The sequence below is a fragment of the Aliamphritea ceti genome, from assembly GCF_024347215.1.
In the GTDB taxonomy this organism is placed as follows: Bacteria; Pseudomonadota; Gammaproteobacteria; order Pseudomonadales; family Balneatricaceae; genus Amphritea; species Amphritea ceti.
Genome location: NZ_AP025282.1, coordinates 4,915,394 through 4,929,907, shown reverse-complemented (window position 1 = coordinate 4,929,907; position 14,514 = coordinate 4,915,394). Strand labels below are relative to the sequence as shown.

The following is a 14,514-nucleotide window of genomic DNA, read 5'->3' as shown; positions in this document are numbered from 1 at the left end:
CTCGCACTATCAGAGTGATTTATCTCTTCTAAGTTTAAATTCCCTTTTAATTCATCTAGTTAAAAAAACTGGCCCCGTTTTCGCAATACCTGAAGCGAGATAACGTGATTGACAGGTATGCAACATGAGCAGTTTCCAGCACAACACTAAAGCGCTTGCCAAAGCTGTAGCAGCATTGACGCTGCTGGTTGCCGGCTGGCATGGCAGTGTTTCGGCTCAGCCTGTAGCACTGAATACAGATGCTGCTTTCGCTGAACTGACTGGATTAGCATTGACTGTGAATCAGCAGTTATCTGATGAGCACCTTGCAGGAATGCAGGGACAGGGAAGTGAAGCATTGGTTGTTGCTGCACAGCAGCATGAAATCATCCTTTGGGATGAGGATTCATCTGATAAAGGACGAGGTAATCGTTCGGTGCATCAGGGCAATCAAATAATGACAATCAAAGTAAATCTGGGGGGTCGTTGATCATGACACCCTTAAAGATTAAGGCAAGTCTGCTAGTGGCTTTACTGGGATGTTCGGTGGTGCAGGTTGCCGCTGATCCAGTGCCTCAATTGCAGCATTATTCCACCCAAGCAGTGATTCAGGATATGGCCCTGGAAGGCAGTAGTGGCGTCATTGGCGTCAATATTGTTGCGGGTGATTCGAATGCCCAACTGAATGCGAGAGCGTTGGCTTTCAGTGTTGGTCAGGGAATTGCCAGTGCCTCTATACATGCGGCACAGCGAGTAGAACTGTTGGGTGACGCACCGGATTCTGCCGTGAGTCTGATCCAGGGGAGTGCATTTTCGAACGCCTCTGGAATGATCTCTGTCAACCATGCCAGTGGCGTATCAAACGCACAGGTTAATGATATCGCGATCGGGTTCGCCATTGGCGGGGTTGCGGTGACCGAAAGTGAGCTCAGTCTCACGGTCACCGGCCAACCCGGCGGTCAACCGAACCAAGATCAGATACAACAACATCGTGAAGCCTCTATCAGTGGCTCAGCATTTGAGGGCGCAAGCGGTGTGGTGCAGATCAATCAGCTAGCAGGTTCCGGAAACGCAACAAGTAACAGTTTTGGCCTGACCGTTTCGGTTGGGGCTGAGCAATGATCGGGTAGATGCCCGAACTCAGGGGAAAATAAGGAGAAAGACCATGAAACAGGTATTCAAAATTGCGCCGCTGGCGATAGCCGTTGCAGCATTGAGTTTTACCGGAACAGCTATAGCTGAAGGTAATGGTGGGCACCATGGGGACAGAGGTGAAGACGGTGCGACTCTTAAAAAGTATGTCAAAGTAAAGAAAGATGTTGAGTATAGCGGTGAGGTAGATATTACCGGCAGAATTCGAGTGGATTCATTAGGGATGGCTGTTATTGATATGAAGCAGGGAAGTCATGGCAATAAAGGGGGGCTGGATCGCTCAGATAACAATGCTTTTTTGGGTGACAATGTCTTGTTAAATGCTAAAGGTAATATTGGTTTGAACTCTGTGGCTGGTGAGACCAACGTTCAGAGTAATGCTGCGGCTTTAGCAGCAGCAGATGCTGCCTTCGTACTCGGCTCTGCTGATGCAGAAGTGTTTGTTGATCAGAAGGCTAGTGGCAATACAACTGACTATTTTGGCGGTACCAATAATGCAGTTGTCGGTGGAAATGTGTTGAGAAATGCCCGGGGTAATATTGCTTTGAACAGTGCTGCCGGTGATAGCAATATACAGTCAAATTCGTTTGCAGGTGCCGTAGCTTCTGGCTCAATGGGTGAAGCAACAGTTTCGTTAAATCAGGTAAGTAAAAATAATACGACTACAAATGTAGCAGAAGAATCGTATGAAGTTATTACAGCCGGTTTCAGTGTTAGCGGCAACCTGAATGGTTCGTATAGGGGTTCTGGTTCGGGTGGATACTCAGGTGTGAACGGTCCAGCTCGTTATAGCGGTACGAATTCAGGTGCAAGTTACTCAGGAACAAATGGCCCTGCTACGTATAGTGGTCAGTCCACACAGGATGGTGGCGTTTATCCAGAAATATGGATGGATGATGGTGACCATGCCAATGGTGACAACGCTGTACTTTGGGGTCATATAGATTTTGATGATCAGAACGGTAATGGTCAGGGTAACCTAAAAGGTACATTTGACTTTAATGAGAGCGGTAATATCAGCAGTTCCAGTGAACGAGGCCGTATTGGACCTAGTCGTGAGCGAGGAACTGTTGGACCAAGCCGTGAAAGTGGTCGTTTAGGCTTCCGTGAAGTAGGTTCTCAATCATTGGGCGGTACTCTGACTGGTTCTTCACAATATATTGTGAGCCGTTATGTGCGTAATCAGAATAACGCTATTTTAGGCGGTAATGTATTGAATGGCGCCAGGGGTAATATTGGGGTCAATAGTGCTGCAGGTGCGACTAACGTACAAAATAACAGCTTGGCAATTAGTCGTGTAAATGCTGCTCCTGCTGATGGTGGCGGCGGTACTGGTGGTGAGTAACTTAATTACTCTGAATACTGCCTTACAACGTATGCATTCGGGAAAGGATCTTAGTAATTGCATCTCGTTTTGATTAGAAAGTTCTCGGGTGATTGTCAGGATGATAATTACCCGAGTGTGCAAGGTTTCCGGAAGAGGATAATGCAGGAGTTATCCAAGGAGTCCGGTCGCCTTCCCAGGAGATGGATATGCCCAGTGTTATCGAACGACGACCATCTTATAAATCCTACACTCTGCTTTCCAGCTATATGCTGGTTATTCTGTTGAGTGCTGGTGTGTTTCTTTCTATACCTTCAAATGCAGCTAATATCCAGTTCAATGCTGCATTGCCTCAGGCCACACTAATAAATAAACGTGTGTTAAGTATGCGTGAAAAACGCTTTCATCACATTATCCGTCAGCAGACGGATTTTAGTTGTGGTGCCGCATCACTGGCGACAGTTATGCGATATGGCTATGGATTGAAGGTTACTGAGCAGGACATGTTAGATGGTTTATTCGCGGTCAGCGATCTTGACCTGGTTCGGGAGCAGGGCTTTTCCTTATTAAATATAAAGCATTACGTGGAACAAATAGGTATGCGTGGCAGGGGTTACCAGGTTGGTGCTGATACCTTGAAGGACATACAGATACCTACTATCGTGCTGCTCGATCTCAAAGGCTATAAGCATTTTGTCGTGCTGAAAAAAACTACTGAGGATCTGGTTTACATTGCAGACCCGGCGCTTGGGAACAAAATTATGCCTAAAGATGAGTTCGTGTCCAGCTGGAACGGTGTTGTATTTGCTGTTATCGGGAAAGGGTTTGACCGCAACAGCGTGTTGCTTAACCCACCGCCTCCGCTAACTGCCAGAAATCTGGTGAATGTGTTTGCGCCACTGAGTGATGCGCAGCTACTGGAACATGGGTTTACCCATGCAGAGCTGTTTTAACCGCCCGATTCGGGAGGAGATACCATCATGAAAGGTATGAGATGGTTGAAAAAAGTAGTACCCGGAGCTCTTGCTGCTAGTGTGTGGCTGGTTGCTCCAACAGCTATTGCCGGGCCTTTTGGTCTGGAAGGTGAAAACGTATCTGATGTTGCATTAGCAGATATGCGGGGGCGTTTTGTTGATGGCCGTGACGTGAGTTTTTTTGGCGTTGTGATGGCTACCGACTGGCACCGTGCAGGACAGAATTTCAGTATGGAATTGCATATGGATATCAGTTTCAGTCAGGGATTTCGTCCTAATATAACGATCTACAGAACCAGGGATTTAGGTGTTGCCAGTAATGGCGTTGCTAATCAGGTTCTGGATGGCGTATCTGATAATGGTGCATTAGATGATATAGCTGGAGTTGTTCAAAACATTCAAATTGCAGGGGATGAAAACGGGGTTCATAACAATGTGCAATGGACAGTGACCGATGCTTCTGGAATGCCTCGGTTACGTAATCCTGACTTAGTAGAGATAGGTGCAGGACAGGAAAGTTTTGCTGATGAAAATGGTGTAACTACTCAGATTAATGCGAATGGTTCTGGTGTTGGTTACCAAGTTGATGTGCCTGATGTTGGTACTGTGGCTCAGCGAATATCGCGTCGACAAATACTGTCGGCAGGTAATATCCTGCAAAGTACTCAGCTTAATAGCAATTTAAATCAGGTGCTTAACCGTATTGGCTTGAATGTTCAGCTAGCGCCTTCTGGTAATTTATCTGGAGTCTCAAGAAATTTTCAAAGGGCTTTGAGTAATTTACAGGGGTTATAAACTATGTTTAGTGGGTATTGCCGTGCTTCAGGTACGGCGGTGCTTGCTAGCATTAAGGAAAATAAGAACAGGCGAACACCGCTAAGCCGGGAACAGCCGGTGAGGAAAGCAGCAGTGAATGGGGTTGTAGGCTGCTGGATAATGAGTGTGTGCAGGCAGTGTCTCGCTTTCAGTCGGAACCTTTTGGTGTCTGACGTGGCTAAAGAAAGAGGGGAACACCATGGAAAAGTTAGTATATCTTCGTCTTCGAAGCTGTACCGTAGCGGTATGTGTGGCCTTGGGGATGTCTGTTTCAACCTGTGTTATTGCAGAAAATGGTGAAGCAATGACCGCCGACGAAGCTGATCAGCTTCGTTTCGAAATAAAGCAACTTCAACTTATTAACAAGAATCAGGCTGAAATGCTGCAAAAGATGGAAGGCCGTCTTCAGCAATTAGAAACGGGTCAGCCTGCTGTAACGAATCAACAATCAAGCCAACAGACCGCCGGGACGGCAAAAGAGGATGTTAAAAAGTCGGCTGGGCCAAGTTCCAGCGTAGAAAATGTTTTGCAGGAAGAACACGTGCTTTTTGGTGATAAGTTCACAATTGAAGCTGGCTTCAATTATAGCCACTACGATCGCAAAGATTTGGTGTTGGAAGGTTTTTTAGCCCTGGATGCTATATTCCTTGGTGATATAGCGGTAGATGATGTTAAAGCCGATGTATTTACTTTCGATGTGACTGGTCGATATAACGTGACCAATAAATGGCAGGTTGGGATGACAATCCCATATGTTTACCGAAACACGAATTTTCAGCGAAATGTCAGTGGTGGTGTTGAGGCTGATGTTAGTGAAACCGGCTTGGGTGATATTAGTTTAATATCTGCGTATCAGTTATATGCAGAAACAGAAAACAGTCCGGATATTGTTTGGAATACCAGTCTGAAAATTCCAACAGGTACAGATCCATACGGTGTACCTAGTATTACTAAAACGGCTACCAACGGTGATGATCTGACTTACCCTAGTGAATTACCGACCGGGAGCGGTTTGTATAGTCTGACTACGGGGCTGTCTTTTGTTAAAACTACGGATCCGGCAATTCTGTTTGCAAATATAGGTTATACACACAACTTTGAAGGCAGTTTTGGAGATATTAGCTCTAACCCTGGCAGCCAGCCGGGTAAAGTAAAATTAGGCGACTCGATTCATTACGGGGTGGGTATGGCATTCGTACTGAATGAAAGAACCAGTCTGAGTATGTCTTTATCACAACGCATCAGTACTGAGAGTGAGACTCAGTTTGATGGAGGCGCTAAGCAAAAAGTTATTGGCAGTGATGGTAACGCGGCGACTTTCTCTATAGGTGCGACTTACGCACTTAGCGACAAACTCTCTATGTCTACTTCTCTGGGTATCGGTTTAACACCTGATGCGCCCGATTTTGCTCTGTCAATGAGGTTCCCATTCCGCTTCTAGTGCAGAGCGCCTGGATGGTCTCCCTCGTCATCCAGGCTTTTTTACCTTGCGATCTTACTGTTGTCAGCTTGCGGTTTGATCCAGATCTTTCGTCCTTTCTTATGGATGCTCTATAATTGCCGCTTTGCAGTTTTGAACAGAGATAACCTGTGTTGGGATTTGTAGCAGTTTGCTGGGGCTTTTTAGGGCTGACATTCATTCTCGGGAACGCCATTATCCGCTTGGGTGCTATTGGGCTGGAAAGTTTTGCTTATCCATTAGCCTGGTATCACTGGCTGGGATTGGTGGTCTGTGTTGTATTTATGGGTGTATTTGAAGGATATCGTGGTTTCCAGCAGGCATATTCACCAAGGGTAGCCGCTAGGTTATTATTTCTTAAGAGCAATGTAACGCCTGTACGGCTGATACTGGCGCCGTTATTTTGTATGGGCTTTTTTGATATACGTCGCCGCCGCATGATAGTGACCTATTGTTTACTGGCGGGTATTTTAGTGATGGTGCAGTTAGTGCACATGTTAGATCAGCCCTGGCGTGGGATTGTGGATATTGGTGTGGTATTCGGTCTTGCCTGGGGACTGGCCAGTATTATGGCATTTGTATGGCAGGCGTTTTTTGGGCGAGGCTTCCAACATTCTCCGGAAATGCCATAACTTTTTACGTTGATAAAAAAGGCGACCTGTTGGTCGCCTTTTTTGTTCTAACCTAAAAATAGTTTATAGGCTGGATTTTCGGTTTCTTCCCAGTAGTTGTAACCGATATCATTGAGGAATTCAGGTACTTTATTGTGCTCATTAGCCGGTACCTGTAAGCCGACCAGTACCCGGCCATAGGCTGCACCATGATTACGGTAGTGGAACATGGATATATTCCAGCGGCCGCCCAGTTTGCTTAAAAAGTTCATTAAAGCACCCGGGCGTTCAGGGAACTCGAAACGGTATAAAATTTCGTTATTCACTGAAGCTGGGGTACGGCCACCGACCATGTAACGTACATGGAGTTTAGCCATCTCGTTATCAGACAAATCGATTACTTTGTAATCGTTGCCTTTCAGTTCGCTGAGTAATTCTGAACGTGCGTCCGGTGCCGGAGTAAGTTGAACACCGACGAAAATCTGCGCATCTTCATCATTAGCATAGCGATAGTTAAACTCAGTAATATTGCGTTTGCCTAGGTCGCTGCAGAATTGTTTAAAGCTGCCAGGGCGTTCCGGAATTTTAACCGCAATGATTGCTTCGCGGTTTTCGCCTATTTCAGAGCGTTCCGCAATATGACGTAACCGGTCGAAGTTGACGTTGGCACCGGAAGAAATGGCGATCATAGTGGTATCGCTGCACTGCTCGCGGTCAACAAACTTCTTCATACCTGCAACGGCTAATGCACCGGAGGGTTCACAAATAGAGCGGGTATCGTCATAGATGTCTTTTACGGCCGCACAGATTTCATCAATACTGACAGTGATGACTTCGTCGACATACTTCTGCGCCACTTCAAAGGTGTACTGGCCAACCTGCGCAACTGCTACACCATCGGCAAAGATACCAACCTGGTCAAGTGTGACCCGTTCACCGGCTGCTAATGCTGCCTGCATGCTTGCAGATTCACTGGACTCAACACCGATGACTTTAGTGTCAGGGCGCAGATATTTTACATAAGCAGATACACCTGCCAGCAGACCACCGCCGCCGACGGGTACGAAAATCGCATTAATCGGTCCGGATTCCTGACGCAGTAATTCCATAGCGACTGTGCCCTGGCCGGCAATCACATCCGGGTCATCGAATGGGTGAACGTAAGTCAGGCCACGTTCTTCGACCAGTTTTTTGGCATGCACATTAGCAGCATCAAAAGCATCACCATGAAGAATGACATTGCCACCATAGCGGCGAACATTGTTCACTTTTACTTCAGGGGTGGTTTTAGGCATGACAATAGTGGCATCAACCCCCAGCTTTTGAGCGGCCATTGCCAGTCCCTGAGCGTGGTTGCCTGCAGAAGCTGCAATGACGCCGCGTTGGCGTTCTGTTTCGCTGAGCTGAATCATCTTGTTGTAAGCGCCACGAATCTTAAAAGAGAACACCGGTTGTTCGTCTTCACGTTTCAGTAAAACTCGGTTGTTCAGTCGTTCGGATAAGCCACGGGCTTCATCCAGTGGTGTCTCAACAGCCACATCATATACGCGGGCTTCAAGGATTTTCTTTATATAACGATCGGGCATGGTTCAGTTCTTTTCGCTGTTTCCTGAATTTTGCAGGCAAAATCCGGTGCTTTCTTCAATTTAAGGGAGCAAATGCTACAAGTTAGCGAGCATGGCGTCTAGGTAAGCATGCTGTTTACCTTGTATTTAGTATAGTTTTATTCCACAGGCTCAGGTTGTTACATCAGGAGGCAATGCTGCGTATAATTCGCTCAATTATTTCTCATACTGATGGGTAGCGGGCATGACACAAGATGAAATGAAATTAGCGGTAGCTCAGGCGGCTGTGGCACATATACAGGGTAAGCTGGGCAAAGATTCCATTGTTGGTGTTGGTACGGGTTCTACTGCAAATTTCTTTATTGATGAATTGGCAAAAATTAAGCACTTGTTTGATGGTGCTGTTGCCAGTTCTGAAGCGACTGCTGAGCGATTGAAAGGCCATGGTATTACTGTGTATGACATGAATTCTGTCGATCAGATGGAAGTATATGTTGACGGTGCAGATGAGTTTGATGGTCGGATGAATCTGGTTAAAGGTGGTGGCGGTGCACTGACCCGTGAGAAGATTGTAGCGGCGGTTGCGAAAGAGTTCGTCTGTATAGTTGATGCCAGCAAACAAGTGGATCTACTGGGTGCTTTCCCGTTACCGGTTGAAGTCATTCCTATGGCGCGTTCGCAGGTAGCCCGAGAAATGGTAAAACTGGATTGTCAGCCTGTATACCGCGAAGGCTTCGTGACAGATAACGGTAATATTATTTTGGATTTACATGGCCTTGAAGTCGAGCAGCCAAAAGAACTGGAAGCGCACCTGAATAATATTGTGGGTGTTGTCACTAATGGCCTGTTTGCTCAGCGCGGTGCAGATATTGTGTTGATGGGAACACCGGATGGCGTGGTAGAAATTACTGTGTGATCGTCTATTGTCTGTCACAGACGTTATAAAAAAGCCGTTGCTTTGCAACGGCTTTTTTGTGTCTGCTGTTAAGAGCTAATGATTAAGGCGAAGTTTTCTTCTGCCATTCTCTATCAGCACTTTTAATATTGGCATCAACATTTTCCAGCCAGGTTTGACGTACACCTAAGCTGTAATTGAGGAACAGCTTGTCATCTTTAATGGTGAATGCTGCAGGGTCGGAAGACACGACCAAACCGTGTGCCATGGCCTGTGCACAATAGCCGCCGTACTGAGGGGTATATTTTTCGGGATTACTGTCGAACAGGTTTTTGTTCTCGGCGCTGGAAAAGTACCAGATGGTGCCGTCTTGCTGACTGCTAAATGCCGCTGAGCCTTTGACCGGTTTACCTTCAGTGAAATATGCCACCGGATCATGGCCTTCCAGCGCCCCCGCTTCGTTCTGATAAACCGGTTGGTCTGCGAGGCTGGTACAGGCTGATAGCACGGCAGCGAAGAATATGACTGCCAGCGCTCGCCATGAGCGTATAAAACCCGTTGTGTAAGTGTGTGTGAACATGGTTTTATCCTCTGTGAGAGTGTCACTAACAAGCAGATTAAGGCTAATCTAGCTGTTATTAAATGAATGAACGGACTTTAAGCTTGCCGTTCAAATGTGAAAATAAACTGAATTATGCGTCATTAAAATCTGGAGCCGCAGTAGTGCAACTTTTTCCCGGACAGAAATATCTGAACTTTGCGTTATTGATTCTGTTGCCTCTGGCGATTGCCGGATTACAGCACCTTACGACGAATGCCAGCTTTCTTGCGTATTTTGACCGTAATGATCCGTTATTTGCGGAGTATCAGCGTTTGCAGGAAAACTTTACCAGCAGAGAACGGCTGCTGGTGGTCGTTCAGAGTCGTGATGGCCGTTCATTGTTGGAAGAAGATGGGTTTTATCGTCAAAGCAGGGCTTTGCATCAGCAACTTGAAGCGCTGCCAGAAGTAGTCAAAGTGCGCGGTTTCTTAACGGCTTTAAAACTGAAATCGAATATCTTTCTCAGTCGGGATGCCCGCCAGGTATTGGATGGCAGTTTTATTTCTGCGGATAACCGGACAGCTCTGCTTGTATTAGATGTGGCGCTGGAAAACCGTAAGTCAGCCCGGCAGATACTGGCCTTTAATGGCACTGTCTCTGCACAGGTTAAGGACGCGTATTCAGATAATATAGTTGGTTATCTGTCTGGCACTATGGCATTGAATAATGCCTATATCGATACAGTTCGTCATGATCTGAAGTATTTCATTCCTTTGTTGCTGGGGATTATGTTCAGTTTGCTGTGGTGGAGTTTCCGTCGTTTGGCGATTCCTTTGTTGCTGATGGGGGTAGGTACGCTATCAACTCTGGCTGCTTTTGGTGTTATCAGCTGGATGGGGCATTCAGTGACGGCCATTAATGCGTTTACGCCGATTATTATAATTGGCCTGAGCCTGGTAACGGCAATGCATAATGTGTTGTCGTTTTATCAGGCTCGGGCAAATGGCAAAGTGCCTGCTGATGCGATACGTGACAGTTTTGCGATGAATATTAAGCCTCTTACACTAAGCTGCCTGACAACTGCTGTAGGCTTTCTGGCTTTATTATTTAGCCCTTCCCCACCTGTGATGGTAACGGGTATAGCAGCGGCTGTTGGGTTGCTGGTTTCTTACTTGCTGACCATTAGTTGGTTACAACTTGGGCTTAAACGTTTCACACCATCAATAGCAATCGCCGATGGTTGTATGTCCAGGTTGAATGTTTCCCGGCTGGCCTGCCGTGGCCATAAACGGATCGTGACAGCAGCTGCTTTACTCTTATTGCTGGGAGGCTGGGGGCTAACGCAGTTGCAGGTTGATGACAATGTATACGAATATTTCCCTGAGGATTACAGCTTCCGAAAATCGGTGAATATTATTGATACTGAGTTATCCGGCGCCTCGGGTATAAGTTATGTGATTAGTACAGAGAATGCTTCAGCTTTCAGCCTTAATGATTTACAGCAGCTTGATGCGTTTACAGCCTGGCTGAGTACGCAGCAAGAAGTCCTGAAAATTGTGCCTGGCAGCAGGGCTCTCCGCCAGCCAGATAGCTGGTTGCGACTGGCGGAAGAACAGCTGTATAACCCCGATACTCATATGCTTAAGCTAAGGGTACGTATGCCACAGCAGAGTGCCAGGGCTATGATCGCTTTTGATGACCGGGTGCGGCAGTGGGTACAGGAAAACCCAGGCTCGCTGAATATTTATACTGGCGGTAGCGCAGACCTGATGTTTGCACATCTGAGTATCAGTAATGCGCAGAGCATGTTGCTTTCGTTACTGGTCGCACTGTTTGCTATCAGTTTGTTTATTGGCTGGATGTTCCGGGGCTGGCGGTTAATGACGCTGGTGTTTATCTGTAACTTTGCACCGTTGATACTCGCTTATGGTTTGTTGGGAATCAGTGGTGGTGCGATTACTTTAGGCAGTGCTGTGGTGATGGGAATGATCATAGGCATCATTGTTGATGACAGTTTGCACATATTATTTAAGTATCGTCGTTACCGACGTAGTGAAGACGAATCAGTGGCTTTGCAGCGGCTCTGGACAGATGTTATTCCGGCGGTGTTCATCAGTAGTCTGACGATGATACTGGCGCTGAGTGTAGGTCTTTTGTCAGACTTCAAACCTATCTTTGAAATCAGCCTGTTCAGCATATTGATTATTTTTATAGCTCTGTTAGCAGACATGTATCTGTTACCAAGTTTGTTAAAAAACCGCTTTTTTCAGCGGCATTTCAGGTAAATATCTACCATAGGTGTTGGGTCATCTGACTGTTCTTATAGCAGGACTAAGATATGAATCAGCACTGTTTTCCTTTACCTGAAGCTTCTTCAATTACTGAGCCGCCCGGTCATCCTGTGAGAGGGTGGCTGAATGCGCATTCTGATTTGTCTGCCGGACTGGCAGAGAGTCAGAAAGATGCGCTTGCCCGTCTGGTGCCATTACTACTGTGTGGCGAGCAATCGGCAATTCATGTGTTTAATACAGAATATAGCCGTCGAACGGATTCACAGTTTTATCTGGCGCAAATAGAAGCTGATGAGCGTCTACATGAAATAGCGCTGCAGCGCTTGTTGCAGCAATTACCTGAGTACGAAAAGCTGCATCGTCTGAAACGCCAGTCACAGCTTTTTTATGCGCGTATTCAACAGGCCAGCGATAATGTTGCCCGGCATTTTTATACTATCAGTCAGCTCGATGCCTGTGTCTGTGTGCTAATGAATGCTGTTGCCAACAGTAATATTAAAGGCACTGCAGCTGCCGGTTTGTTTGGCTTGATAAAAAGGGATGAAGCCCGACACGTCAGTATTGCCCGTCGTCATGCTATCCGGCTTCAGACGAATATTTATGATCAGCCTTGTCAATTTCATATTCATGAGGGCTTAGTGAATTTACTGCAGCAGCAGGAAACTGCATTTCAGATGTTGGAGATAGATACCAGGGCGCTGTTTCAGCGTTTATTGCAGATGGCATCGGCTACTGATGCTGACATTAAAGGAGCGGCATGATGAGTGTTCAGATCGCCCCAGGTCAGGCAAAGCTTCGCAGTTGTGGTAATGCGTTTCCAGGCGAACATATCAGTAATGATGTATTACTAACTCACTTAGAGCAGTTGTGTGGGCGCAAGACTGCCAGGCAGGCACGTATCATTGCCAAGCGCTTAGGTATCGAAGGGCGTTATGTTAGTCGTCGTTTAGATCAGGCGCTGTCTGAGCCACAGGTATCGGCACCTATTTTGTCTGCTCTGGCGATCCGGCAAGCATTGGAAGGTTGCCCAGCAGATACTGAGCTGGGATATCTGATATCCCATACTGCTACACCACATACATTATTACCTTCCAGCGCTGCCTGGATTGCTGAAGAACTGGCGTTACAGGCACCGTATATGGAACTGCGGCAGGCCTGCACCGGATTTGCCAGCGCATTGCAGATCGCTGTGCCAATGTTGCACCATAATCCTCAGATGCAACCTGTCTGTATTGTGGGTACGGAAGTCGGCTCGGTATTTTTTGATATAGACAATGACTTCATAGATACCGCGCAGCTAATTAATTATGTACAGATGGGCGATGCAGCTGCAACGGTGATTCTGGATCGTGATGACGGCAGTAATGAGCAGATAATCAGCCACTGTTTCAGTGGTCACATTGGGTTGAATAAAGCTCCGGGTTTTCAATTGTGTGGGGGCGGTTCTGAGCGGCCTGAATGTGAGCAGAAACTGCCGTATTTTTTACATCGTGCAGATAGTGTTCGGGAAGCCGGTCCGCAATTGTTTCTGAAAGGTATTGAAGCGATTGTCGGGCAGGGATTTTCGCTGGATGAGTTCGATTATATTCTGCCGCATCAGGCCAACGGTCATATAGATCGCTTACTGAGCGAATATCTGCAATTACCCTGTGAGCGTATTGTGAATGATGCAAAACGGTGGGGAAACCTTGGTTCGGCGGCTATCTGGGCGAGCCTGAATGGTCTGATTATGTCGGGTAAATTAGAGCGGGGTAACCGTGTACTGGTACTGGGTGCTGAGGCAACTAAGTATATGTATGGCGGGTTTATTTATCAGCATTGAGGCTGTTGTAACGAATAAGGCTGTCCGGTGAATCTGGATCTTATCGGCAGCCTTTGCTAAGAGAGTACAGTGAATCAGCAATCTTGCTGTTTGGCGCAGATTATTTCAGCTCGTTAAATATTCCGTTTGAGCCTACAGCATAGTACTTACCCTGACCAAAGCCGACCGCATATACAGCTGTACTGTTAGGGCCGTATGCATCGCGCTTTTCAATCGCCCATTCCCGGAGCTGTTTACCTGTTGCAACATTCCACAGCTGTACAGTACCGGAGTTGGTGCCAGTCAGTAAGCGTTGACTGTCAGCAGAAAACTCGGCGGCAGTAAAAGTCTGGCGGCGGGCAAATAAATCACGATTATCTGACAGGGTATGAATGACTTTGCCGGTCTGGGTATTCCAGATGATGGCATCATCAAGACTGGCAGAGCTGAAAGCTTTATCGTTATTTGGAGCGAGTGCGACTGTGTCGACAACATTGCCCAGCTCGATACTGTGCAGAAGCTCGTTGGTTTCGATATTCCAGAATTTAGTTTTCCAGGCATCTGAACCGGTTAAGGCAAATTTACCATCTTCACTGAGATCAACCGCTTTTACCCGGGCCTGATGGCCAAGTGTTCTTTTTACGCCACCGTTTTTCACATCGAAATAGACGGCAGTATGATCTGCCAGGCCTAACAGGGCGTAATCACCATTCGGTGATAAGTCCATTCCGAGAATTTCAGCAGGTGAGCGCCAGAAGCCTGCCGGTCGGCCGTCCTGTAAACTCCAGAGTACCAGATCCTGCTGATTAGCCGTTGCTGCATAGGTTTCGTCCGGTGCAAAAGCGGTGGCTGCAATAATGGTGTACTCACCATTGGCATGATTCCAGTTGTACAGACGTTCCTGCTGGAGGTTATTCCATAAACTGCCGCCATGGTTAAACGAACCCAGTGCGGTGAATTTACCTGTGGGGGATATTTCTGCTGAATATGCTCCTTTTTGGGCATATTCGAAGGTTTTGCTGGGCGCATCTCCGGAACCACAACCGGATAACAGCCCGGCACTTAACAGTGCCGTGGCAAGCACTCGAACAGAATTCCCCATTGCT

14 protein-coding genes are annotated in these 14,514 nt (G+C 46.9%); 11 read left to right on the top strand and 3 right to left on the bottom strand.

What is annotated here, in order from left to right:
* The first annotated feature begins 124 nt into the window (after positions 1-124).
* The 7 genes from OCU49_RS22410 to OCU49_RS22380 all read left to right on the top strand — a co-directional run bounded on the left by OCU49_RS22410 (position 125) and on the right by OCU49_RS22380 (position 6,336).
* The gene (locus OCU49_RS22410; RefSeq protein ID WP_261842738.1) at positions 125-469 is read left to right on the top strand and encodes a hypothetical protein; all 345 of its coding nucleotides are present in this window, start codon (positions 125-127) and stop codon (positions 467-469) included.
* A 2-nt stretch (positions 470-471) separates the two neighbouring features.
* Positions 472-1,101 (top strand): FapB/FapC family functional amyloid domain-containing protein, encoded by a 630-nt coding sequence (locus tag OCU49_RS22405; RefSeq protein ID WP_261842737.1) that lies wholly within the window; start codon positions 472-474, stop codon positions 1,099-1,101.
* Between the two features lie 43 nt (positions 1,102-1,144).
* On the top strand, positions 1,145-2,476 hold the full coding sequence (locus OCU49_RS22400) for a FapB/FapC family functional amyloid domain-containing protein (protein ID WP_261842736.1): 1,332 nt from the start codon (positions 1,145-1,147) through the stop codon (positions 2,474-2,476).
* Positions 2,477-2,664: 188 nt separating this feature from the next.
* Positions 2,665-3,408 (top strand): C39 family peptidase, encoded by a 744-nt coding sequence (locus OCU49_RS22395; protein ID WP_261842735.1) that lies wholly within the window; start codon positions 2,665-2,667, stop codon positions 3,406-3,408.
* Positions 3,409-3,435: 27 nt separating this feature from the next.
* The gene (locus tag OCU49_RS22390) at positions 3,436-4,224 is read left to right on the top strand and encodes a hypothetical protein (protein WP_261842734.1); all 789 of its coding nucleotides are present in this window, start codon (positions 3,436-3,438) and stop codon (positions 4,222-4,224) included.
* Between the two features lie 220 nt (positions 4,225-4,444).
* Positions 4,445-5,686 carry a transporter gene (locus tag OCU49_RS22385; protein ID WP_261842733.1) on the top strand — a complete coding sequence of 414 codons (1,242 nt, stop codon included), beginning with the start codon at positions 4,445-4,447 and terminating at the stop codon, positions 5,684-5,686.
* A 149-nt stretch (positions 5,687-5,835) separates the two neighbouring features.
* Positions 5,836-6,336 (top strand): hypothetical protein, encoded by a 501-nt coding sequence (locus tag OCU49_RS22380; protein WP_261842732.1) that lies wholly within the window; start codon positions 5,836-5,838, stop codon positions 6,334-6,336.
* Between the two features lie 47 nt (positions 6,337-6,383).
* Here OCU49_RS22380 and ilvA read toward each other — a convergent pair whose 3' ends face one another.
* Positions 6,384-7,901, bottom strand: coding sequence for a threonine ammonia-lyase, biosynthetic (ilvA, locus tag OCU49_RS22375; protein ID WP_261842731.1), 1,518 nt, complete (start codon positions 7,899-7,901; stop codon positions 6,384-6,386).
* A 223-nt stretch (positions 7,902-8,124) separates the two neighbouring features.
* Between ilvA and rpiA the strand changes: the two genes are divergently transcribed.
* On the top strand, positions 8,125-8,796 hold the full coding sequence (gene rpiA, locus OCU49_RS22370; RefSeq protein ID WP_261842730.1) for a ribose-5-phosphate isomerase RpiA: 672 nt from the start codon (positions 8,125-8,127) through the stop codon (positions 8,794-8,796).
* 82 nt (positions 8,797-8,878) lie between these two features.
* Here rpiA and OCU49_RS22365 read toward each other — a convergent pair whose 3' ends face one another.
* Positions 8,879-9,355, bottom strand: coding sequence for a YHS domain-containing (seleno)protein (locus OCU49_RS22365; protein WP_261842729.1), 477 nt, complete (start codon positions 9,353-9,355; stop codon positions 8,879-8,881).
* 143 nt (positions 9,356-9,498) lie between these two features.
* On the opposite strand from OCU49_RS22365, the gene OCU49_RS22360 reads away from it, so the two are divergent.
* Genes OCU49_RS22360 through OCU49_RS22350 form a run of 3 tightly spaced genes read left to right on the top strand, consistent with a single transcriptional unit; the run spans position 9,499 to position 13,429 of the window.
* The gene (locus tag OCU49_RS22360) at positions 9,499-11,601 is read left to right on the top strand and encodes an efflux RND transporter permease subunit (RefSeq protein ID WP_261842728.1); all 2,103 of its coding nucleotides are present in this window, start codon (positions 9,499-9,501) and stop codon (positions 11,599-11,601) included.
* 53 nt (positions 11,602-11,654) lie between these two features.
* Positions 11,655-12,368, top strand: coding sequence for a hypothetical protein (locus OCU49_RS22355; protein ID WP_261842727.1), 714 nt, complete (start codon positions 11,655-11,657; stop codon positions 12,366-12,368).
* Positions 12,365-13,429 (top strand): 3-oxoacyl-ACP synthase III family protein, encoded by a 1,065-nt coding sequence (locus tag OCU49_RS22350; RefSeq protein ID WP_261842726.1) that lies wholly within the window; start codon positions 12,365-12,367, stop codon positions 13,427-13,429. Before OCU49_RS22355 ends, OCU49_RS22350 begins: the two co-directional genes overlap by 4 nt.
* Positions 13,430-13,529: 100 nt before the next feature.
* On the opposite strand, the gene OCU49_RS22345 is transcribed toward OCU49_RS22350, so the two are convergent.
* Entirely contained in the window at positions 13,530-14,510 is a 981-nt protein-coding gene (locus tag OCU49_RS22345) for a WD40 repeat domain-containing protein (protein WP_261842725.1), read from the bottom strand.
* Between the last annotated feature and the right edge of the window lie 4 nt (positions 14,511-14,514).

What these genes read in the sequence shown, in the direction of transcription:
- OCU49_RS22410 (WP_261842738.1), top strand. Translation starts at nt 125, where the DNA reads ATGAGCAGTTTCCAGCACAACACTAAAGCGCTTGCCAAAGCTGTAGCA.
- OCU49_RS22405 (WP_261842737.1), top strand. Translation starts at nt 472, where the DNA reads ATGACACCCTTAAAGATTAAGGCAAGTCTGCTAGTGGCTTTACTGGGA.
- OCU49_RS22400 (WP_261842736.1), top strand. Translation starts at nt 1,145, where the DNA reads ATGAAACAGGTATTCAAAATTGCGCCGCTGGCGATAGCCGTTGCAGCA.
- OCU49_RS22395 (WP_261842735.1), top strand. Translation starts at nt 2,665, where the DNA reads ATGCCCAGTGTTATCGAACGACGACCATCTTATAAATCCTACACTCTG.
- OCU49_RS22390 (WP_261842734.1), top strand. Translation starts at nt 3,436, where the DNA reads ATGAAAGGTATGAGATGGTTGAAAAAAGTAGTACCCGGAGCTCTTGCT.
- OCU49_RS22385 (WP_261842733.1), top strand. Translation starts at nt 4,445, where the DNA reads ATGGAAAAGTTAGTATATCTTCGTCTTCGAAGCTGTACCGTAGCGGTA.
- ilvA (WP_261842731.1), bottom strand. Translation starts at nt 7,901, where the DNA reads ATGCCCGATCGTTATATAAAGAAAATCCTTGAAGCCCGCGTATATGAT.
- rpiA (WP_261842730.1), top strand. Translation starts at nt 8,125, where the DNA reads ATGACACAAGATGAAATGAAATTAGCGGTAGCTCAGGCGGCTGTGGCA.
- OCU49_RS22365 (WP_261842729.1), bottom strand. Translation starts at nt 9,355, where the DNA reads ATGTTCACACACACTTACACAACGGGTTTTATACGCTCATGGCGAGCG.
- OCU49_RS22355 (WP_261842727.1), top strand. Translation starts at nt 11,655, where the DNA reads ATGAATCAGCACTGTTTTCCTTTACCTGAAGCTTCTTCAATTACTGAG.
- OCU49_RS22350 (WP_261842726.1), top strand. Translation starts at nt 12,365, where the DNA reads ATGATGAGTGTTCAGATCGCCCCAGGTCAGGCAAAGCTTCGCAGTTGT.
- OCU49_RS22345 (WP_261842725.1), bottom strand. Translation starts at nt 14,510, where the DNA reads ATGGGGAATTCTGTTCGAGTGCTTGCCACGGCACTGTTAAGTGCCGGG.